This is a genomic window from Paenibacillus sp. FSL L8-0502 (assembly GCF_038593055.1).
GTDB lineage: Bacteria > Bacillota > Bacilli > Paenibacillales > Paenibacillaceae > Paenibacillus > Paenibacillus polymyxa_D.
In genome coordinates, this window is the sequence record NZ_CP151958.1 from 1,429,056 (window position 1) to 1,451,828 (window position 22,773).

20 protein-coding genes are annotated in these 22,773 nt (G+C 40.7%); 11 read left to right on the forward strand and 9 right to left on the reverse strand.

Annotated elements, in window-relative coordinates:
• Positions 1–6: 6 nt before the first annotated feature.
• From NSQ57_RS06385 to groL, 5 genes are all read left to right on the forward strand, one after another.
• Positions 7–489, forward strand: a complete 483-nt coding sequence (locus NSQ57_RS06385; protein WP_013309212.1) for a MogA/MoaB family molybdenum cofactor biosynthesis protein — start codon at positions 7–9, stop codon at positions 487–489.
• Positions 490–592: 103 nt separating this feature from the next.
• Positions 593–850 carry a twin-arginine translocase TatA/TatE family subunit gene (locus NSQ57_RS06390; protein ID WP_039269589.1) on the forward strand — a complete coding sequence of 86 codons (258 nt, stop codon included), beginning with the start codon at positions 593–595 and terminating at the stop codon, positions 848–850.
• Positions 851–959: 109 nt separating this feature from the next.
• On the forward strand, positions 960–1,727 hold the full coding sequence (gene tatC, locus NSQ57_RS06395) for a twin-arginine translocase subunit TatC (protein WP_342425802.1): 768 nt from the start codon (positions 960–962) through the stop codon (positions 1,725–1,727).
• Positions 1,728–2,086: 359 nt separating this feature from the next.
• Positions 2,087–2,368, forward strand: coding sequence for a co-chaperone GroES (gene groES / locus NSQ57_RS06400; protein WP_007429271.1), 282 nt, complete (start codon positions 2,087–2,089; stop codon positions 2,366–2,368).
• Between the two features lie 73 nt (positions 2,369–2,441).
• Positions 2,442–4,070 carry a chaperonin GroEL gene (gene groL / locus NSQ57_RS06405; RefSeq protein WP_013309215.1) on the forward strand — a complete coding sequence of 543 codons (1,629 nt, stop codon included), beginning with the start codon at positions 2,442–2,444 and terminating at the stop codon, positions 4,068–4,070.
• 98 nt (positions 4,071–4,168) lie between these two features.
• On the opposite strand, the gene NSQ57_RS06410 is transcribed toward groL, so the two are convergent.
• The 3 genes from NSQ57_RS06410 to NSQ57_RS06420 all read right to left on the reverse strand — a co-directional run bounded on the left by NSQ57_RS06410 (position 4,169) and on the right by NSQ57_RS06420 (position 7,191).
• Positions 4,169–4,477: a tyrosine-type recombinase/integrase gene (locus tag NSQ57_RS06410; protein WP_029516300.1), complete on the reverse strand. Its 309-nt coding sequence runs from the start codon at positions 4,475–4,477 to the stop codon at positions 4,169–4,171.
• Between the two features lie 642 nt (positions 4,478–5,119).
• Positions 5,120–5,749: a DapH/DapD/GlmU-related protein gene (locus NSQ57_RS06415; protein WP_342425803.1), complete on the reverse strand. Its 630-nt coding sequence runs from the start codon at positions 5,747–5,749 to the stop codon at positions 5,120–5,122.
• 68 nt (positions 5,750–5,817) lie between these two features.
• Complete coding sequence (locus tag NSQ57_RS06420; protein ID WP_342425804.1) at positions 5,818–7,191, reverse strand: MATE family efflux transporter; 1,374 nt, start codon at positions 7,189–7,191, stop codon at positions 5,818–5,820.
• A gap of 122 nt (positions 7,192–7,313) precedes the next feature.
• Here NSQ57_RS06420 and NSQ57_RS06425 point away from each other — a divergent pair, with 122 nt between their 5' ends.
• The gene (locus tag NSQ57_RS06425; RefSeq protein WP_340931626.1) at positions 7,314–8,204 is read left to right on the forward strand and encodes an AraC family transcriptional regulator; all 891 of its coding nucleotides are present in this window, start codon (positions 7,314–7,316) and stop codon (positions 8,202–8,204) included.
• Between the two features lie 372 nt (positions 8,205–8,576).
• Here NSQ57_RS06425 and NSQ57_RS06430 read toward each other — a convergent pair whose 3' ends face one another.
• Together NSQ57_RS06430 and NSQ57_RS06435 are read right to left on the reverse strand one after the other, a co-directional pair.
• Complete coding sequence (locus NSQ57_RS06430; protein ID WP_342425805.1) at positions 8,577–9,377, reverse strand: Cof-type HAD-IIB family hydrolase; 801 nt, start codon at positions 9,375–9,377, stop codon at positions 8,577–8,579.
• Positions 9,378–10,832: 1,455 nt separating this feature from the next.
• Positions 10,833–11,171, reverse strand: coding sequence for a helix-turn-helix domain-containing protein (locus NSQ57_RS06435; protein WP_307348518.1), 339 nt, complete (start codon positions 11,169–11,171; stop codon positions 10,833–10,835).
• 209 nt (positions 11,172–11,380) lie between these two features.
• Here NSQ57_RS06435 and NSQ57_RS06440 point away from each other — a divergent pair, with 209 nt between their 5' ends.
• Positions 11,381–12,040 carry a nitroreductase family protein gene (locus tag NSQ57_RS06440; protein ID WP_029516306.1) on the forward strand — a complete coding sequence of 220 codons (660 nt, stop codon included), beginning with the start codon at positions 11,381–11,383 and terminating at the stop codon, positions 12,038–12,040.
• A 503-nt stretch (positions 12,041–12,543) separates the two neighbouring features.
• Here the strand turns inward: NSQ57_RS06440 and NSQ57_RS06445 are convergent.
• Positions 12,544–13,263 (reverse strand): alpha-amylase family glycosyl hydrolase, encoded by a 720-nt coding sequence (locus NSQ57_RS06445; RefSeq protein WP_342426119.1) that lies wholly within the window; start codon positions 13,261–13,263, stop codon positions 12,544–12,546.
• A gap of 612 nt (positions 13,264–13,875) precedes the next feature.
• Between NSQ57_RS06445 and NSQ57_RS06450 the strand changes: the two genes are divergently transcribed.
• From NSQ57_RS06450 to NSQ57_RS06465, 4 genes are all read left to right on the forward strand, one after another.
• Positions 13,876–14,106 (forward strand): restriction endonuclease, encoded by a 231-nt coding sequence (locus NSQ57_RS06450; protein WP_080658594.1) that lies wholly within the window; start codon positions 13,876–13,878, stop codon positions 14,104–14,106.
• A gap of 467 nt (positions 14,107–14,573) precedes the next feature.
• Positions 14,574–15,701: a hypothetical protein gene (locus NSQ57_RS06455; protein WP_029516308.1), complete on the forward strand. Its 1,128-nt coding sequence runs from the start codon at positions 14,574–14,576 to the stop codon at positions 15,699–15,701.
• A gap of 1,174 nt (positions 15,702–16,875) precedes the next feature.
• Positions 16,876–17,757: an AraC family transcriptional regulator gene (locus NSQ57_RS06460; RefSeq protein ID WP_342425806.1), complete on the forward strand. Its 882-nt coding sequence runs from the start codon at positions 16,876–16,878 to the stop codon at positions 17,755–17,757.
• Positions 17,758–17,858: 101 nt separating this feature from the next.
• Positions 17,859–19,187 carry a prolyl oligopeptidase family serine peptidase gene (locus NSQ57_RS06465; protein ID WP_029516310.1) on the forward strand — a complete coding sequence of 443 codons (1,329 nt, stop codon included), beginning with the start codon at positions 17,859–17,861 and terminating at the stop codon, positions 19,185–19,187.
• Between the two features lie 217 nt (positions 19,188–19,404).
• Here NSQ57_RS06465 and NSQ57_RS06470 read toward each other — a convergent pair whose 3' ends face one another.
• The 3 genes from NSQ57_RS06470 to NSQ57_RS06480 form a co-directional block, all read right to left on the reverse strand.
• A complete protein-coding gene (locus tag NSQ57_RS06470; RefSeq protein ID WP_342425807.1) occupies positions 19,405–20,895 on the reverse strand; it encodes an oligosaccharide flippase family protein in 1,491 nt (496 codons plus the stop codon).
• A gap of 87 nt (positions 20,896–20,982) precedes the next feature.
• Positions 20,983–22,104: an amidase domain-containing protein gene (locus NSQ57_RS06475; protein ID WP_342425808.1), complete on the reverse strand. Its 1,122-nt coding sequence runs from the start codon at positions 22,102–22,104 to the stop codon at positions 20,983–20,985.
• Positions 22,105–22,129: 25 nt separating this feature from the next.
• Positions 22,130–22,756 (reverse strand): class F sortase, encoded by a 627-nt coding sequence (locus NSQ57_RS06480; protein ID WP_342425809.1) that lies wholly within the window; start codon positions 22,754–22,756, stop codon positions 22,130–22,132.
• Positions 22,757–22,773 lie beyond the last annotated feature (17 nt).

Consider the following 22,773-nt stretch of genomic DNA (forward strand, 5'->3'; position numbering starts at 1 on the left):
GATCTTATGGTGTGGAAAACGGCGATCCTAACAGCCAGTGATAAAGGGGCAAGGGGAGAGCGTGAGGATACAAGCGCACAGGTCATCCGGGAACTCATCGAAGAAGAACTGGGCGGAGAGATTGTGGAATACCGGATCGTTCCCGATGAACCGGATGAAATTATTGCAGCTTTAATCGAAATGACCGATTATTTTCATGCAGACCTGGTACTAACTACGGGCGGGACTGAGCTGGCCATTCGTGATGTGACACCCGAGGCGACTCGGCGGGTTGTGGAACGGGAAGTGCCGGGTATGGCAGAGGCCATGAGAATGATCGTGATGCAGAAAAATCCAGCGGCTATGCTATTCCGTGGAATCGTGGGAATACGCGGACGTACACTGATCGTCAATTTGCCAGGAACGCCCAAAGGCGTGCATGAAAATTTGGCAGCGATAATGGACCAGCTTCCAGAAGCGTTGCTTATGGTGACAGGTCAGTTCCGGTAGAAGGCAGCACATCGTGTGTGGTATGATACCTATAAGAATTTATAAGGCCGTATACGGACAAAGATTCTTATTTTGTTCGTCAACATAAGGAGGATTACTACACATGCCCAATATTGGAGCACCGGGTTATATTTTGTTAATTATTCTGGCGCTGCTGCTATTTGGTCCGAACAAGCTGCCTGAGCTGGGTCGAGCTGTAGGGCGTACATTCCGTGAGTTTAAAAACGGGGCACGCGATATTTTATCAGAAGATGAACGGACTGAGCGTAAAGACAGCAAAGATAGTGTGGTCAAAGCATCACAAACGACGTCTTCAGAAGTTCAACCTCAGCCTCAGTCTGAGGATAAACGCTTGTCATAGATTTAGTGATCGATTCTTGATCTTGTACTAAACAAAAGCCTCTTCTTCAGTGAAGGGCTTTATTTTTTAGGAGGCGCTGCTGCGTTCCGTTCAGAAAGGAGAAGTGGATTTGACCCCATCAGAGCATGAAATGCCGCTAATGGAACATCTGGGTGAGCTCCGCCGCAGAATGATCTATGTGCTAATTGTATTTGTATTGGCACTGGCTGGTGGTCTGTTCGCGGCTGGTTCTGTCTATGACTGGCTTATTCGCTCCGGTTCGGCGCAAGCTTTTCAGTTAAACGCGTTTTCATTTTGGGACGGGATTGGTATCTACATGAAGATCGCCATGATCATCGGGATTGCGGTGGCGCTACCGTTTGCATGCTACCAACTGTGGAAATTTGTCAGCCCGGGATTAAGGCCGCAAGAACGAAGTGCGACTTTGCGGTATGTGCCTTATGTGCTGCTTTTATTCATCATTGGGACAGCTTTTGCTTATTTCATTATTTTCCCGATGGCGATTCAGTTTACATCGTCTGTCACCAAAAGTATGGGATTACAGGAAACGTACGGGATCGCACAATATTTCACCTTTATGTTTAATATTGTACTGCCTGTAGCGCTACTGTTTGAGCTCCCCCTGCTTATCATGTTTCTGACGGGGATTCATGTTTTAACACCAATGCGGCTTCGCAAATGGCGGAAGATTTCTTATTTTCTGCTGGTGTTCGTCGCGGTTGTCATTACCCCGCCGGATTTTATTTCCGATTTTTTGGTGGCGATTCCGTTGCTGTTGTTATATGAAGTGAGCGTGTACTTGTCTTCGGTCGTGTACCGCAAGCAACTGCGTGCACAGGAGGAACGTGAGGCTCAATTGCGTGTAGCTTCAGAATAATAAGACAGGACTTGAATGGCTCAGTAAATAATTTATTCGGGTCGCGCTTCATGGCAACTTGCAGATGATGAATAGCATTTGTATATCATGACTATGTACAGAGCATGAACAGTAGCGGCTTAGTCCCCTGAAAAATAACCATTAGCCTTGAGTTAACGGTTATTTTTCAGATAGATGGATATAATCGGGAAGGGCTGTCCATAAAAATTCCCATAAAAAATACATTAGGGACTTGAAATTCAATCCCAAGTTGAGTATCATAAAGTTGGTTGTTAGCACTGACGACTGTCGAGTGCTAATACATACAACATAACAACCAAATTACAGGATAAAACACTTAATAAGGAGGCTATTTTTTCATGATCAAACCTTTGGGTGAACGCGTATTGGTGGAAGCAATTGAGCAAGAGACAACGACTTCCTTCGGGATCGTACTTCCTGACTCTGCCAAGGAAAAGCCGCAAGAAGGCAAAATTATCGCGGTTGGCGCAGGCGCATTGAAAGACGGTGCCCGTATTCCTCTGGAAGTAAAAGAAGGCGACCGTGTCATTTTCTCTAAATACGCTGGAACGGAAATCAAATATGAAGGTAAAGAATATTTGATTATGAAAGAAAGCGATATCCACGCGATTATCGGTTAACCGGAACCCGGACAAGACCTGAATATAGGAATTGAAACAAATCATTCATAATCCATAGGGAGGTTTATCACAAATGGCTAAAGATATTAAATTCAGTGAAGACGCTCGTCGCTCTATGCTGCGCGGGGTTGACGCATTGGCTAACGCTGTTAAAGTAACACTCGGACCGAAAGGCCGTAACGTTGTACTGGAGAAAAAATTCGGTAGCCCGCTCATCACTAATGACGGTGTAACGATTGCAAAAGAAATCGAGCTGGAAGACGCGTTCGAAAACATGGGCGCTCAACTGGTTAAAGAAGTAGCGACCAAAACGAACGATGTAGCTGGTGATGGTACGACTACTGCTACTGTTTTGGCTCAAGCCCTCATCACAGAAGGCCTGAAAAACGTAACTGCTGGCGCAAGCCCAATCGGTATCCGTAAAGGGATCGACAAAGCGGTTAAAGCGGCTGTTGCTGAACTGCAAGCCATCTCCAAACCAATCGAAAGCAAACAATCCATTGCTCAAGTAGCTGGTATTTCCGCTGCTGATGACGAAGTAGGCGAACTGATCGCTGAAGCTATGGAAAAAGTGGGCAAAGACGGTGTAATCACGGTTGAAGAATCCCGCGGGTTTGCAACAGAGCTGGAAGTGGTTGAAGGTATGCAATTTGACCGTGGCTACATTTCCCCGTACATGATTACAGATACGGACAAAATGGAAGCTGTACTGGACAATCCGTATATCCTGATCACAGACAAAAAAATCACAAACACACAAGAAATCCTGCCATTGCTTGAAAAAATCGTACAACAAGGCAAGCCACTCGTTCTGATCGCTGAAGACATCGAAGGCGAAGCGCTGGCTATGCTGGTTGTTAACAAACTGCGTGGTACATTCAACGCTGTAGCTGTTAAAGCTCCAGGCTTTGGTGACCGTCGTAAAGCAATGTTGCAAGATATCGCTGCCCTGACAGGCGGTCAAGTGATCACGGAAGAACTGGGTCTGGACCTGAAAACAGCTTCCGTAGACCAACTGGGTACAGCACGTCAAGTGCGTATCACAAAAGAAAATACGATTGTGGTTGACGGTGCTGGAAACAAAGCCGACATCGACGCTCGTGTTAGCCAAATCCGTACGCAACTGGAAGAAACCACTTCCGAGTTCGACAAAGAGAAACTGCAAGAGCGTCTGGCTAAATTGTCCGGCGGTGTAGCAGTCATCAAAGTCGGTGCGGCTACTGAAACAGAATTGAAAGAACGCAAACTGCGCATCGAAGATGCCCTGAACGCAACCCGTGCTGCGGTTGAAGAAGGTATCGTATCCGGTGGTGGTGTAGCGCTCCTGAACGTATACAAAGCAGTTGCAGCTGTTGAACTGCAAGGCGACGAGCAAACAGGCGTGAACATCGTGTTGCGCGCTCTGGAAGCTCCAATCCGTACCATTGCTGCTAACGCAGGTGAAGAAGGCTCTGTAATCGTTGAGCGTCTGAAACGCGAAGAAGTTGGCGTAGGCTTTAACGCAGCTACTGGCGACTGGGTAAACATGATCGACGCTGGTATCGTTGACCCTGCGAAAGTAACTCGTTATGCATTGCAAAACGCTGCTTCCGTAGCGGCAATGTTCCTGACTACTGAAGCGGTTATCGCTGACAAGCCAGAACCAGAAAAGGCTGCAATGCCTGACATGGGCGGCATGGGTGGAATGGGCGGCATGATGTAATTAGGGCCTCAAAACCCTGTAATACCGCTATTTAAAGGGCTCCCGAGAGGGAGCCTTTTTCTATAAAATCACATAAAAATCACATTCTCTGCAACGAGTCAGATTTGAAGGATGTCTGAGAAGTGATTTTTAATCTTCGCATTGGCATTTTTCTTCATTTTCTCCGTAACGTGTGTATAGACTTTCAATGTCGTTTTTGCGTCATCATGACCAACTCGCTTCATGATTGTTTTGATATCAACTTCAGCTTCAGTCAGCATCGATATGTGAGTGTGCCGAAAAATGTGAGGAGTAGCTTTCTTTTTAATTGAGGTTTTCTTGAGAATACGTTCCATACGGATTAATATATTTTTTTGAATGAGTGCCGTTCTTGTGGGCAAAAACAAAGTTGTTTTCATGATAATCATCAAATAATTTCTTGCATTCAAGTCTGAAAGCTTGTTGTTCAACAATGTGTCTTTGGAGCAAATTCATAACGCTATCAATTATATTAAATTTACCAATAGATCCTGTAGATTTGGGTGGAGTTAGAATGTATTTACGCATATTATCAGGATTGTAAAGTGTCTTGGTTATTCGTAACTCATTTAATTCAAAGTTAAAGTCCATATCTTTTAAAGCACAGAGTTCCACAGATCGTATCCCTGAAAAGGCAAGCAAGTGAAAGATTTCAATGTCATCAGCTTGTTCAAGATGAAGGATGCTATATTCAACGAATATTTCTAAATACTTATTAACTGTAAATTGACGTTTTGCTTCGCTAATAATGCATTGTTATTAATTTGATACGATATGCTGATCATTTTGATGCGCATCTTCATTAAAGTAATGTTCAAACTGTTTTTGCATTTTATCGGCTACCAAGTGAGTGTGGCGTGAATGCACAATTGCTGTAATGACAAAATAAAGGGAAACTATTGTAAGAAAAAAATAAATTATATTCATCGAAAAACTCCTCTCCGGAAGGTAGATGATCGAAGATGGTATGGTTCCATTTGACTTTATGTGAGCCGTATTTTTATTCTATAAAACTTACTGGTCACTTTTTCTTACCATTCAACTTGATCAAAACGCATGTCTTTATAGTAGAACTCTCTATCATGATCCGTAATCTCCCGAAGAACTCTGCATGGATTTCCAACAGCTATTACATTCGCCGGGATATCCTTGGTTACCACACTACCAGCACCAATTACACTCTCTTTGCCAATCGTGACTCCTGGAACAATAATTGCTCCGCTCCCGATCCATGCCCCATCCTCAACGGCCACTGGTAATGCAAACATCCCGCCTTCTTTGCGCTTTTCTGGATGTACAGGATGATTCGTTACAGCAATCGTTACATTCGGGCCAAACATAACATCATTACCAATCGTAACTTTATAGTCGTCAACCACGGTTAGATTGAAATTGATATATACATTATTTCCTACGGTCGTATTTGAACCATAAGACATGCGAATGGGCGGCTCCATCCATACATTTTCTCCAATGCTTCCAAAAAGTTGTTTCATTAACGTTTTGCGCATTTCAACATCATCTGGATGCAAATTATTAATTTCATAGCATATTGCCTTACCACGCTGGCGTGCTTTTGCCAACTCTGCAGCCTCTTTCGGATAATCAGCATCGTGATCTGTAAATAATTGTTTGCTGGTCATTCTTTCTTGGATATTCATGCCACATTCTCCTTTATACATGCTTATATTTATTAGAGTAAATTGCAAAACCTTATTTATGATCAGGTTTATGCAAAGTTTCTAGTGATGTTGTTAAGCCATTTAAACTGTCGATATCGAATAAAAGCAATGGGAAGTTTAATCATCTCGTCTAGGCTGATGACGATATATAAGAAAATGGGGGGGACTTGCCAAACAAAAGCACATAGGTAACTAAGCGGTAGAATAATAAGCCACATGACGACAGTATCGCACCAAAATCCAAATTTAGAATCCCCACCAGCCGTGAATATACCCGCTATAGTTGTGGAGTTAAACGATTTGGCTATACAATAATACGCACTAATGTAAAGCATCCCATCTAGGTAACTTTGAGCAGTTGGATCCAAATTGACGATAGAGTATACCAATGGTTTAATGAACAGAATCGTGCAGCCTGCAATGACTCCAAATATCAAAGCATAAAAACACATTTTGTTGCCCGCATGCTTTGCTTTCTCGATTTCACCCTGTCCCAAATACTTCCCAACAAGTACAGAGCCCCCAGTAGCGATGCCTCCACAGAGAACCACTGCTAGATTTTTAACTACAGACGCTATGGAATTTGCGGCTACCAGATCGGAGTTCACATGTCCAATAATTGCAGTAGTAGCGGTAAGAGCTCCTCCCCAAACCATATAATTCCCCTGTACAGGCAGAGTATATTTTAGGAAATCTTTTAATAAATTACGTTGAATGCCGTCACGTACAGGCAAACGAAAACGAATGGATCCCTTGGTTATGGAATGAATCACACAACACGCTAGTTCAACAATCCGTCCTAAAACCGTGGCAAGAGCTACGGCTGAAATGGCCAGTTCGGGCCTTGATGGGAATAAAATAAAAATGCAAATGGCATTGAAGAAAATGTTCAAAATCAAACATAAGGAACTAATCCACGCACTAAGTTTTGCATTTTCCATACTTCTAATCACACTGAGATACATCTGCGATATTCCCATCACAAGATAAGAAAAGGAATTCATTTGTAAAAACCTTGAGCCGAATCGAATCAGTTCTGCATCATTGGTGAATAAACGCATAAGTGTACCCGGAAGAAAGAAGGAAGATAAAAAAAACAAAATGGAGACACAAAAGGAGAACATGCAAGCGATACTAAGAATGCGCTGTATGGTTGAAGTATCCTTTTTCCCCCAGTATTGCGCAGTGAGGATACTTGCCCCCGCTGACATTCCCATATAAAACAATGTTAATGCAAAAGTAATTTGCCCTGCGAGTGATACAGCTGACATTGCGGATTGACTAATCATGCCCAGCATAACTACATCAACGGATATCACAGTTGCTGATATTAAATTTTGTAATGCAATGGGAATGACGAGCGTCATTAACTCCCGATTAAAATCACGATTAGATCCTTTGAGTTGTATGCGGTTTCTCACCTATCTCCTGTCCTCCCCCACTGATCTACACAATATAAGGATAGGATAATATCATTGTTGTTTCCATTAATATTGGCTATAATTTTATAAAAATCGTATATTTACAAAGGGGGGGCTCTTTGATGACAAATTTAGAGGTGTTTTCTGATTTATCAGAACGTTTGAATTATAATCTTCCTGATTTACCGCTTTATGTCCGAAAGGGAAGCCTTCATCAATTTAACAATTATGCAGCAGTAGCGCATTGGCATTTGGACATAGAGTTTATCTACATATTACAAGGATCGATGGATTTCTCTGTGAATGGAAGTATCACTCGATTGCATCAAGGGGATGGACTTTTTGTGAATAGCCAACGTTTGCATTTCGGCTATTCTCTTGCAGACCATAAAGATTGTTTATTCCTTGTCGTCGTCATTCATCCCTCTATCCTTGGTGAGAAGCCTTCATTTATTCAAACATACTGGGGGGAAAAGTTTAGTTTAATGATGGCTGATTTTGTTGTACTTACAGATCAGGTTGATTGGCAGCAAAGAATATTACTGTCCATTCAAGAAATCTATCAGGAAATGCATAAGGACCATACTCCTCCAAATCCGCTTCGTCTGGCATCACAAGCTTTATCTTTGTGTGCAACAATAGGGGATCATTTGCAACCCATTTCTGGGCAACCTGGAGTATTGACGCATGTTCAAGAAATGACGCGTTTCATTCATCAAAACTATGATCAAAAAATAACTCTTGAGGAGATCGCTTACGCAGGAGCCGTTTGCAGAAGCCGTTGCTGTACATTATTTAACAAGTATGTGGGCCAGACACCCAACAATTATGTCACTCAATATCGTCTTCAAAAAAGTTGCGAAATGTTAAAAGAAACACGAAGATCCATAAGTGAAATTGCACTTGCCTGCGGTTTTCAAAGTGCTAGTTATTTTTCATCCATTTTTCGTAAACAGATGGGTGTAGTTCCGCAAAATTATCGAAAACAAGTTTCGAATAACGATTCAACTTGAATGGAAGTAATACAAACCGATTTGAAATAATCTGGATTACAACAGTCTTCCAATCAAATATTATTTTTTCAAAAGCGTATTATAGAAATTCAAACAATAAGGAGTACGGACTTTACGTAGAGGAACAACCTGTTTTTTTCATGGAGAGCGCTAACATGCCAGCGTCTTTTTAGATATTTTGGGGCAACATATCCCGCAAAAATTTCATTCTTTATTGATACATGTGATGAGTCTGCTCATAAATCATTTCTTTTTCGGTACATAATAACCATTGGAAGTGCCTGTTTCTGCAACTCAAATGATAAAAGAGCGGGGCAATCACACCATTGCCCCGCTCTTTTACATAATGCAATACCAGTTGACAGACAAGGATCACTGCAAATCCAGTATTTTTTGAATCGTGAGAAGAACACCATTTTCTTCGTTTGACTTAGTAATAAAGTTTGCTGCCTTTTTAGTATTTTCACAAGCATTACTCACTGCAAAACTGTATTTCGCGATTGCCATGAGTTCCACATCATTCTCGCCGTCACCAAATGACATTGTTTCCTCGTATGTGACGCCCAACATTTCTTGCAGTTTCTTTACTGTCTCACCTTTATGCGTATGCAATGCCGTGATATCCAGCCATCTAGCTTCTGAATCAACAATATAAATTTGTCCACCCAACGTATTCTCAACATGCGCTCTTAATGCTGTACTTCGTCCCTCCGTGTCGAAGACCGTAATTTTGATAAAACAGCTATCTATGTTTGCAAAGGAGTCTGTTTTTAATACACGTTCATAGGAGCCTTTAACAACGTTATACATATCTTCTGAAATGGAAGAATGAACGTACGCAGCATCACTAGCACATACAATAAGTGTCATATTGTTGTCGAAGTCTTGAATTTGATCAATCGCCTGTAGAGCTAGATCTCGATCAATACTAAACTCTTTAACTACTTGGCCATCTTTTTTAATTCGAGCAGCACTGTCACCCAATATCCAAACTCCCTTGCCATGTTCGTCAAACAATTTTTCAACACGTTCACATTGTTTACCTGTACATGCGACAAATGTGACTTCTTTTTGCTGCATCTCTGCATAAACTTTTTCGAAAAGTTCGACATCGTACAAACTTTTATTGTTCAGAAATGTTCCGTCTAGATCAGTGACTACAAGTTTAATCATACTTATTACCCTCCTGTTTTTTGTTGGTCTTGTTTATCCTTCTGATTGCAATGATCGACGTATTTCACTTGCATGTTTTCCATCAGAATTTGAACTTTTGCGAATATACAATTGCGCTAATGATAAAATACGAACCCATCAAAACGCACGTGGTCAATATATCCACCTAATATTCCCATCAAATTCGCCTCCTGTGAAATTCATAAAACTCTTTTTTTAAATACTTTATAATGGACATTTAAAATGTCTTTAAAAAAATTCAAAACGAGTTGGTCACATGCTTATCTATGATCTCTCGCTACAAAACAAGATTAAAATATGTAACTGGTTTCATGTCAATAAATTAATTTCAGTACATTTTTCCAAGTTACCAAGCCACAATTATGATATGTGATCGTTAAAATGCCAGCTGTTTAGGAAGAGGTATTTTAGAGAATATAAGAAGGGAATTGTTGATGAGGCCGATATGTGGTGAATATTTCGTTATTTGAATCACAAAAAATCACATAAAAAATCCTGAAAAATTAAATTGAATAAGGTTGTATAGGGATATTCAAAAAGTAATTCAATTGGGTTAGTTAGAAAAGCCTTACAACCTTTTTTCTAACTACACAACTACTACGTGGGTATATACCATTTGTGTATCCTCTTAAAAATCAGCTCGTGGAAGATCCATAGTGTACTTATATTAAGTGAACTAGTGTAAATGAAAACGGAGTACCTTGATAGTAAAAATACCCACTAGGTAGATACTACATAGTGGGTCTATTAAGATTAGACCAAAGACTTCACCTATATGTCTACATGGAAAGGGGAGGGGATAGGAAGCTTAGATTAAACAGTCTCTTTCAATATATTACGAAAAAAATCACTTTTGTATGGCTTTTTCTTCGGTTAGGGTTTTCATGAGTTGTGAAATGCAGCTTTGTGCTACGCCAAGTAATTTTGCATATTCAATTTGAGTTGAATTAGGTAGTTTTTGTATTAATTGTTCTAGCTGATTTGACCGCCGTCGACCGTTCGGCAGGAATGGGGGCAAAGATCATGCTGATGCCTTGTGCGGTGCTTGTGTTAGTCACCATCATTATATGGTTTGGCACCCGTCGCACCGGTCCTGGACTGACACCACAGAACATCGCTTCAGTCAAGACGGACACAATAAAATTAGACGATTGATGAAGCTAATTGAATAAGTCCGTTAACAAAGAGGGTACTGCACTCCAGATTTCCTGGGAACAGTACCTTCTTTGCGGCCTGTATATTATTGAATCCCATTCGATTGTAGCCTGTCTCGCGAAAACGTATAGTAGAAATAACGATTGTGCTAAACAGTGAACATTAGTTGAATGAAACGGTGACAGTCTAGGACTTTATTTTCTGGTCCCTAGCTGTTGCCGTTTCATTTTTAAGATCCAGTCTAAACTATTACTTTACCCAAGCGGGGTTTCGCCATCATCAACGCGCTTCCGATGTTCCTCCCCAGGTTTCACCCCATATGCGCATTTCCCGAAGTACAGGTATGTACGCCCTTCCTTTATCTGTTAGCGAATACTCAACAGTAACAGGTGAGGTAGGGAACACCTGGCGGTTGATGACTTCATGCCGCTCAAAATGACGCAGGACATCCGTTAAAGACTTGATGCTGACATTGTCTAAATATCTTCGCATCTGATTAAATCGCTGCGGACCCAGACTAAGTAAGGTGAGTACCAAAATAGCCCATTTTCCGCGAACAACCTCCAACGCCTCGCGAATGGAGATCAGACATTGTTCGTCCTCTTTGCTTATATCCACAAAATCATTCCTTACTATAGTATAGTTAGTCTAATTTATTGAGCTATATAAAAATAATGTGTCTACTTTAAAGTAGACACTTAATAATTTATAGTAACACTAAAGCTTATTTAACTGCAATGGTTGAATTTGTTTTGAAGGTCTACTACTAATTATTTAGAACATCTTGTGCCAACTTGGGGCAAGGTAATTATGGGGAGGAGAGAAGCATGTCCGTTGAACAATCGTCACAGAAGGTGGAGGCGCAGTTTTTCGATGTTATTCAAGATCGGAGATCTGTAAGGTACTATGATTCCGAAGTAAAGATCTCACGGGACGAAATGAAGGATATATTGCAGCTAGCTACACTGGCTCCTTCTGGCGCCAATCTCCAGCCGTGGAGGTTTCTCGTCATCGACTCGCAGGAGCTAAAACAAAAACTGCTTCCGATCGCCAACAGCCAGCAGCAAGTGATTGAGGCTTCAGCTGTCATTGCGATACTCGGAGATTTGGAAGGCTATAAATTGGCCGAGAAAGTTTACGGGATGGCGGTCGATGCGGGGTACATGCCTGAAGAGACAGCTAAATCATTCGTGGAGCGATACCAAAGACTGTTCGCGAGTATGCCTCCAGAAAATGTACTCCGAAAAGTATTTATTGATAGTGGACTGGTATCCATGCAGCTAATGCTTGTCGCCCGTGCAAAAGGCTATGATACGGTCCCGATGGGCGGCTTTGACCAAGTAAAATTTGTAGAAGAGTTTGATATTCCGGCGAGATACGCTCCAGTTATGCTTATCGCCATCGGTAAGGCGGTGAAGCCCGGACACCGGACGGTAAGATTACCGATAGAAGATGTCGCTTTCTTTAATGAATTGCCTAAGGATTGATATTAATCATTCATGTAATATAAAAGAAGCTAAAGGATATGAAATGCACCTCCAATTGTTAACCACTACTAACAATTGGAGGTGCATTTTTGAGTTTTTGCGGAGATCAAGAAACTTCGTAATGAGGTGGCACCTGATCCTTATTGATCATTAATGAGGATGTCCCTGGACATTTGCGCTGTGGGGCGGACCACTATTTCACTTACCCACGCCATTTGGTTGCTCAATTGCGAACGCAATAGCTTTAGCGATAGAGTAGGGGGATAACCCAATGTTCTGATAAGCTTCGAGTTTGGCTTTCATCTCTGAGTCCTTTATGGCGTCCAGGGAATCCAATTGTGTGGATCCAGGTGTGTTTGTGAATCCGGGTGAAACGATCGTTACTCGAAGCTTGTTGCTGGCATCTTGACGCAGGCCCTCTGAAATCGAACGGCAAGCTTTGTCCCCAGACTGGCCTTCGGCTCACTGAACAGTATGGTGTGGAAGACCTTTGAAAAATTTGATTACACTGTGTATAAATAAACCTTAGCTTCATATGTTCTCAATGTAATATTTTGAGTATCAACAAGTGCAGTTTCCGACTTGTAGTTGGAAATCAGTAGTTTTCCAGATTGAGGAATAGAGCTTTCTTTTGGAAAAGAAATACTCGTAGGTTCACCAAAAAAGTTGAGAATTACCACCAGTCGTTCGTTACCCAATGCTCGCTGATAAGCAAAAACTTTCTCATGATTTTCTGCAACAATTGAGTAGTCACCATAAACAATAATGTCATGCTGCTTGCGCAGTTCAATTAGCCGACGATAATAATGAAAAATAGAATCTGGATCAGACAGCGAAGATTCTACATTAATTTGTTTGTAGTTAGGATTAACACCGATCCAGGGCTTACCAGTTGTAAATCCGGCCTGCGGTGAGTCATTCCATTGCATAGGAGTGCGGCTATTGTCGCGTCCTTTGATGTAGATAGAATTCATAATGGAGGCTTCATCTTGGCCTGCAGCCATGTATTCTTTATACATATTGAGGATTTCAATACCCTTGTATTCTTGGATTGTTTCAAAGCGCACATTTGTCATTCCGATTTCTTCGCCTTGGTAAATGTAGGATGTGCCTTGAAGCGTATGCAATAGGGTCGCCAGCATTTTGCCAGACTCTTTATGATAATTCTTATCGTCTCCAAAACGTGAAAGCATGCGAGGTTGATCATGATTATTCAGATACAGGCTATTCTAACCCTTTCCATTCAGTCGAGCTTAAAAAGAATGCTAATGAAAAAAAGTTCTGTTGGGTACACAAGCTGAGCACTTAGCAACGGTCGGTCTAGTAAGAGTTATCTCTGGATATACATATGCAAGAGTGATTCAGGCTACCGAAAATGAGAGAGGGAATCAGTGGTATACTTGGACCAGGACAAGATTGCTCAGTGGGCCAAAGGGGAGATTATGGGTCTTACGAAGATTATATGGTCCAAGGGTATTCGGACGGAACATTTAGACCGAAAGACCATATGAGTAGACAGGAAGGAGCCATGCTTTCTTTGAAAGAGAAAAAATAATGAAAGAAAATATCAAGCTCAGGCAAATACTGCCCGAGTCATTATCCTGAATCCATAAACCGTGCATAACCGTGTTAAAATTGATGTATAAGATGATCCTGATGGAAAAAAAACTCAGATCATTTTTACAGAAGAAGGAAAGCGAGAAGTTGAGTACACTTAACGCCTGGAAACAAGTGCAAGACAAGAAAACCAGCTAATGTTTGTCAAGGGGTACCACTAATATTTTAACGAAACTATACGCCAAGGACATGGCGTATTTTTCTATAAATTGAACGGTATGATCGTCTATAGGTTGAGTACTAAATTCCATATTGTTCAGGAAGTGCGGAGCGCCCGCGCACATTATAGAGCAAATGGTGCATGGGTTGTCACCAATAGCAACTTTACATCACAGGCCTATGAGTTGGCTAAATCCAATAGTGTCAGGCTAATCAGCCGGAATGAATTTGGTAGAGATGCTAGTACAAACGAAAGAAAAATGTTGTCCTCTAAGAAGACAAGTGCTTAATTCAATAACGATGCTGCCTATTGTAGAATTATTACCTTATAAAGAAAATGATTTTGAATATTATTGAAGTGATCCCACGCGAAATTGAGGAATGATTCAACTGTTGAATGAAAGGGGGAATGATCCTTAGCGAATTGGCTCAAGTGCTATTATTTATAACAGAATCTGAATTAGTGCCTTAGTAACATACTGAAGAAATTTTACTAATAAGAGTCTAATAGAAAATGTAGGTTGTAACGAGAAAGATCAGCACTGATCTTTTTGTTTCGTTTGCTGTAGGGAGAAACTCTTTGTTGTAAAAGATCCTTATAGGTGATCCTCACAAATAACCGTGGGTAGTAGTACATAAGGTTTGTTGATTGTTTTCTTAGTTGAATTAGAATCGATTTGCTGCAATTCATGTTCCCATTGACTTATATACTCTAGAATAGAAATAAATCTTTTACTTTGAAGGGAGACCGAAACATATGAGGGGTTTGTACTATCATCCTAATCGGATCAAATATAATGGTTCACCAGTGTTAATAGACTCAGGAAAACACGATGCCATATCATTGTTTGTAAAGTTAATAGAACAAATGGCACCAGATGTACTGGAACAATTAGAACATGGCGTTTATGAAAGCTATACACAAGCTTTTCAATGGTATGCAAGTCAAAAGGAACTGACTCCCAATGAAGAGCCGTCAAATTGGAAACTAATAAAAGCAGCCCGCACAGATTACTTTCCTGAATATATGAAATTAAAAGAGAGTCTATACGGCTGGGCTACTAAGTACCACTTAACAGGAGATGGAGACTTGTACCTAAATTTGGCTCTATGGGGGATTGCTAACTATTATGATGACCGGAAAGAGGAATCAAGAAAAGAAAGACAGCTGAATATAAAAAAGCACGCTGAAGATCTTGAAGTCGGTCCGGAGGCTCTTCGCGCAATGTCAATTTACAAATGCTCTTGGCCGTATGAGGAACAGTTATCATTATCAGAGTATCTCTACTTTGAGGACGAACACGACGATATTGAATTAAGTAGAAGTGTCGGTAAACAAGAAAAAATATATCATTCATTTTTTTCGAGATATTTCCCTTTCGTGTTTTCCCCAGAAGATATATTCTGTTTGTCTGGAAACGATAAACCAAATATCCATGCTTTTGAAATGCTTAGAATGTTTGACGAAAGTAAGAGCAATATTATTGAAGCTAAAATCATGGATTCGTCTAAAACTAACTCACTTACACAACCATGGGAGGGCGGGAAGGGTTGGGATCCGCGGAAAGAAACCTGGAAAGAGTTCGAGAGACTCATAGACACATATTATGAACAATATAAAAATCTATATCGTGAACGAACAGAGCAATTCCTTCAAGAACGAGGATATGTAAAAGATAAAGAGAAGAGAAATTTAGAACATTTTAAATGGCTCGTAGATTATCAAATTAAAGGATGGACTCTAAAAGAAATTGCTGATCACTATAGTAAGGTTAGATCTGAGATAATCAACGAGGATACTATTTTCCATGGAATTAAAAATACAGCCAACTTGGTTCTTGTTCATCTAAGATCCTCAAAAAACAAACAAGACACTTGGATTTAACAATTTCAATGATGGCTGTCATTACCACCTAGTAATACAAAGAGGAATAATATATGAAAAAGAAATTATTCTTTGTATCAGCCTTATCTATTAGTTGTTGGGAGCTGTTGTGCTGTTGTCGTGCCGAGTGCGATCTTTGCAAGTGTAACTGATTCTGCCAATATATCCGCTACTGCGACCCAAGATGTTGGTACAACAAATAACTTCTCAAAAATCCAGAAACGTTTTTAATGACACATCCAACAAACAAGATCCAGTAACAAACTGAAGATCGTAAGAGGCGGAAAGGAGGAAGCAAAAGCGAATTATCAAAAATTCAAAAAACATGGCCTAATCGATGGTCTTAGCTGGTTGACTGGAGATAAAGCAGAATAGTCAAAATGGAACCATATGTATTAAGGTTAATTTATCACACTTCCAAAAACTTCAAAGTAGTAGAACCTGCCCTGGGATTTTCTGGGGCTCTTTTTGGTTGTCCTTCCTTACAAAAGCTGCCTCCTTTAAATTTGGACCTTTGCATTTTTTCATGTTTAGGATACCCGGTATCATTTTTTACAATAAGATCAGAGAATGGATCTGGTCGATACTATGAGCTGAAGAAGAACCTATGAAGTATGTGTTTATGGAAAACATCCATTTTTGTTACATAACAAAATCAATTTAGAACATAATATGCTTGCACAAAAATAATCCTTAGAGGTGATTTAATGAACAATTCAGAAAAACAATTTCAGATAAAATCCTATTCTAGCACAGAATCTCAGAGGGTATTAGAATATTGGACGCTAGAAAGAATAACATGAATGAATATAGGCAAATGAAATTTTCTGAACAGGGAACAAACCATGTTATAAAATAAGAGTTAAGTTCAGAAACGTTTATCGGCGAGAATCAATCCAGTTTTTTCACTTCATTACGCTCTAAAATGAAAGCGTTGACATGTATTTCAACCCACTATATACTTAGCTTAATTAAATGAATAGCACTAGGATTGTTACTGTTACGCAGGCAAAACCTAAGGAACAAAACGTTAAGGTCCAAGGATCTTATGTATTTTGTTATACTTAGGTTTTTTTGTTTATAGAGAGAGGGAGGTTAAATACAAGTGGTTTCGGCACTCTGCTGAAGCCATTTTCTTCTATTTATGAGGTCACATCTGAGAGGAGCGATAAACTTGGAATACAAATATGAGCTGGTCCAGGCAGACAATCATTTTCCGTTAAAAATTATAGTTCATTCCTCCAATGAACCAGCATACATACCTGGGCATTGGCACGATAGCATCGAAATATCCTATGTACTTTCAGGAAGAATTGACCATATCTATATTGATGGTGCGAGCTATAGCTCCAAAGAAGGAGATATTGTGCTCATTAATTCGAATGCTATTCATTCCTTTTCTGTGGCTAAGGGAAAAGGAAGAGAGGCCATAACCGTTCTGATTCCTTCTGAATTTATTAGAGCAAATGTCAACGGCAGTAACCCCATTTCATTTGACTGTATATCCATTTTCGAAACTAACGAGCAGAGATTACAGCATTTTGCGGAGCTGCGTGATTTGCTAAACACCTTATTTGTGGCTTATCTCAATCAGTATAATGACTCTTTAGCACATATCCATTTAACATCGCTATCTTATAAACTGGTGTATCTGTTATTAATGCATTTTAAAATGGACAATGAATCTATCCCCGGCTTTAACTCTGATAAATATTTGGAGCGGCTGACGCTGATAACCAATTATATCAAAGAGAATTACGATCAAAGCTTATCCCTGGATTCCATAGCCCAGGTTTTTGGACTATCTCCCGAATATTTGTCCCGTTTTTTTGTGAAGCATGTAGGGATGACTCTATTTCAATATATCAATGCCATCCGTCTGGAGAGATCTTATCGTGTTCTTATGAATACGGATCATTCCATCATACAAATTGCGTTGGAGCACGGTTTTCCGAACGAGAAGTCTTTTGCCAGGGTATTTAAGAAGGTTTTCCAGGCAACACCGCATCAATATCGAAAAGAGAACAAGAGGTATTCTGGAGCAAGGAGTCAGTAATTGACCTGAATTAGGCTAATAAAAGACAGGATGCAAATTAAAAAGATTATTAAAATAAACAATGTAAGCGTTCTATTAATGGATCTGGGAGGTAAGACATCATGTTTAAACGGTTTCAAAAGGCTGCTAAGACAACTATGTTACTCACTTTAGCTATCGGTACGACTCTTGTTTTCAGCTCCGGTGCATGGGCCAAGGATGTAAAGATACAGCCCACCTCATACCGGACGGTTGCGGAAGTTAAGGATTGGGGAGCAGCCATTACGAAGATCATTGTTAACCTGGGTAAGCCAGTCCCTAAAGATGCGATAACTAAGGATACATTTAAGGTGCATGTGGGAAGAAGCGACAATCGGTTGTTAAATCCCTTTATTGAAAATGGCAACCGGAAAGTCACCAAGGCCTATGTATCGGACAAAAGTGGCAATCCTGTAAATAAAACCGGAAGCTATGTTGTATTGGAAATGGAAATCGGTCCGACATTAACACTAAGCTCCGCTATTCATTATGATGCGGCAGGCTCCGGGTTTAATGCATGGAATGATAACAAATACACGATCACGCAGCAAAAAACTATTAAAACCAAATCCGGAACGATTTCCGATTTGAAGATTGATACTTCCGCAGGACAGATACGGAAGTTGGTTGATCAATTTGCGACCGGTAAATCTACTTTTGATGGAGTTACTTTAACCTACGCAGACTATGCACCGGCAAAAGACAAAGTGAAAAACCCTTTGGTGATCTGGCTGCATGGTATGGGTGAGGGAGGTACCGATCCAACGATTCCGATTGCCGGAAATAAAGCAGCAAATTTTGCCTCTAAGGATATCCAATCCTATTTTGGCGGGGCTTATGTGTTGGCACCTCAGACCCCAACCTACTGGATGGATGGCTTTACAAGCTTTGGGGACGGAACCTCCAAGTATGAGCAAGCATTGATGTCCTTAATTAAGGATTACGTGGCCCAAAACAAAGACATTGATACAGATCGAATCTACATTGGTGGAGACTCCAACGGTGGTTACATGACTATGCTGATGATCCGTGACTATAAAGATTATTTTGCAGCAGCTGTGGTTGCATGTGAAGCCTTGAAGGATAGTCTTATAACCGATGAACAGATTAACGAAATGAAGGACCTGCCGATCTGGTTTGTGGCTGCCAAAACCGACACCGTGGTTCCGCCCAACGATTATACGGTTCCGACTTACAACCGTTTAGTGAATGCTGGAGCAAAGGATGTTCATATGTCGTTATTTGATAACGTAGTGGATACCTCTGGTTTGTACAAGAAGAGCGACCAAACACCGTATGAATACAACGGCCATTGGTCTTGGATTTACGTATATAACAACGAAGTATCGAAGGTGATTAACGGAAAAAAAACAACGATGATGCAATGGCTTGCCTCCAAAACATTGGACTGAAAGATAGCATGAACCAAAGCGTTGAGCTTGGACGTAGCAGTAATAGTAAACACAACTTCGCTTAACGCACATACATTTCCCAGACGAAAACTCAAGGAATCAGTATGACAGACTGTACTTGAGCAGCTCGGCAAAAGAATGATACACATAGCTAAATGCTAACATTCAAATAGAAAAGGGCTTCCCATAAGTTTGATAAACTTATGAGAAGCCTTTCCTACTCTTTGAAAACGCTTTTTAATCGAACCTTTAAATACAAAGCACACCAGAAGCAGTAATGGATTACCTCCACAATTATATGAACCGTCTCTGGCCATTCCAATGAGGATAACGTCTTGGAACACAACATGCCCACTATAAGAATGGCTTCAAAAACTAAAATATCTACTAGCAGCATAATGGCTATACGGGATTTGGCACGTTGAAAGAGTTGAAGGACTTTGAAATTCCAACCTGTTGCGATCAACTCCAGCGTTATGATTCCCAGGGACATGCCGGTATACCCGAAATCGGGAATGGCAACCAAGGAGTAAAGAATGATGAAATTGGCAAGTACACCTGTGCAAAGGCCGATAAAGGGAGTTTTCTTCCGATTTTGTGCCCATAAGACGCTAGTTGTGATTTCCCGCCATCCAACGAGTAATGGTAGCATAGCCAACGATTTAATAGGAATTTCGGCATTTTGTATATCAAAAACAAGTAGGGAGATATCTGGGGCATATTTAAAAATGAAAAAACCTGAGGCTAATCCCCAGACCCACGCTACCTCAATAGCGGCATAGCCTTTTTTATAGAATGAGTTGTACTTCTTATTTTGCCAGTCTGCTGTTATTTTCATAGTGAGCGTATGGGTTAACGCGCCTGTAATCAAAGTAGGCATATAAGCGACGACAAGGGCGATGCCAGTAACAATACCGAACATCTCCGCTGCCTCTTTAGAAGAAACCCCGGCAACTTGTAACCGTTGGGGAATAATGATCGCATCCATAAAATCAGACGCAGGTATGAGCAAACGTGTAAGCGCAATAGCAAAGGAAGCTTGTACTACTAAAGGTAAATCTGTTCGAATTGATGGAGGGGATAAAGCTACAGAAGGGCGGTTATACATAAAAAAAGCAATAAGCACAGCAAAGGATAACAACGCGCCTGTAAATGTTCCAAGTACCGCTCCACCAACAGCAAACTCGATGCCGGATTGGATAAATAATGGCACTAGCAACATCAAAGTACCGATCCGGGCAGTTTGCTCTATGATTTCCGAAATGGCGATCGCAGTGTACTTTTCAAGACCTTGCAAATATCCACGCAGCAGACTTAACAAGGGAACGGTCAGTATAGCTGGGGCTAGGCATCGAATCACAAAATTGATCTGCGGATAGCCGAGTAATTTAGCAAGGGGCGTTGAAAACCAATAGGTCAATAAACTGCATGCCAATCCCGTTAGAATTATGGGTATTGAAAAAATTTTGAACAACCGCCAGCCTTTTGCCGTATGTTTAGCTGTAAACATAGCCAACGCTGTTGGCAATCCCCCGGAAATAATCATCAATACTAAGCTGTAGAAGGAATAGACTAACTGGTAAAGGCCTATTCCTTCAGCTCCAACTAGCCGTATCATAAATACTTTTCCGATTAGACCTATGGCTTTCACGACGATCATCGCATTAGCTCTCACCATAGTTTGTTTTAATAAAAGAGGTAATTTCAAATCGTTTTTCACCCCATTAGAAGCTGTCCATTCTATTTCTATGACAGTACTCTTTGGGATATGAGCAAGTGTTGCGATTCAAGATGCTTAATCTTGTATATGAATCAATAAATACTGGGTGTTTCTATCCCATCCCAAGTCGAAGGGAACCCTGAAACGGTCTGCCGTATGGGAGTTAACTAAAGGATAGCCACCCTCATCGAATCCGACAACAACGGAAAAGTGGTCTACATCTCCTTTTAATACGTAAGCAATCAAATCACCTGGCAGCAACTGTGGTCTGTATTGATGCTGCTGACCATTGATCGCGCGGACAACATCTGAGAAGCTCCCTTGTCCTATAATCCTCCCATAGCCGGAGCGTATCAGAAAATTTTTAAAAGCGTCCGTTTGAACCCAGGCTTGGCTTCCGCCGTTACCATACAAGTAATGCCACCCAGATTTCATAGGCAGTCCTCCACCTTCCTCCTTGTCTCCGATAACTTGGGAGGAGAAGTTGGTACAGTCGCCCCCTTTGGAGTTATAATCCAGGTATTTTGGGTTATATCGCTGACGATTTCCTGCTCCCCATGTTATTCCAGCATACTTGTTAGCATAGTCAATGGCTCGGGCTCTATTGTAATTATGGATAACCTTCTCTGATGGAACCGAGTCTTTATGAGGAATAAAACTTGAATCAAGCGGTTCAATTTTTTTTGGATTTTCTTCCAGTGGATCTGAATACCATTCACGTTCCACGTACCAACGGCTATCTTTTTTTCTAAGTGTAATGCCATGACGTGTTCCAATTCCAAAATCATGCTGACCGGGGTAGCTGTCGATATACTCATAACTCAATTTTAAGGACTGAACAAGTGACACCTTTGCCGTATCGCCTAACACTTCTATACGGGATATCCGAATGGAGCTTTCTGCATTCACGAATTTCATTTTTCGATGCTTGGCCCATTCCTGAATATATTCCGCTCTGTTCATTTCATGAAGGTATGCGTAGTTGCTTCGATTGTGCTTTACTAAATAATAGTCCTCGATATGCTTTTTATCCTGATCCATCAACAACCGGGTGCGATCATTAAACAGCTTTTGAAGAAAAGGAATAACGTCATCTTGTTTTGCTGGCTCTGCTTGTACACGAAATGAAGAGAAGCTGTAAGCGGGGATCATTATTAAGATCATGCACAGCAATTGCAATTTAGCGATCTTAAGCACATTATTCATTCTCCTTGAAAATGTTTTAATTGGTTTTGGAATTGCCCTTATCCTGAGTAAGTTTCTCACAGGCTGAATTCATGTGTGCTAATTTGGTGTAAACTACTAGCCTTCCCTCGTGTTCTTTTCTGCTTCGGCTATAGCGACCTGCACATGTAATCAAGTTCAAACGATGCTCTTCTGTAGGACCAAAAATTTTCTGAATCGGTGCTTCGGAAGTTAAGTAAAATTTTACAGACTCGACAGCAAACTGAATCTTACAGCCGCCACCGCCAGTCACATACACGAAATCCCCCTTTTTTAGTTTTTTAAGAGGATAAAAAACAGCTGGGCCCGTGTATGTATCTACATGTCCATCCATAATTGCCTTACCTGCTGCCCCTGGCAATATACCGGTAGATAAATAACCTACTCGATTTGTGTTGCTTGGAACGCCCATCTGACCATTTTCTAAGAATGTAACCGGTTCTATAATTGAATGAATACGAACCTCAGGAATATCGAGCATATATGGAACGATTCCTTGAAAAGGTTTATTTTTAACCTGTAAGGGCTTCGCTATTTTAACTTGTTGAATTTCAGATTTGGCCGGGGCGTAGGTAGTGTTATGATGATGTTCAACAGAGGATGAACAGCTCGTACTTCCCAGCAAAATTAAGAATACTCCTA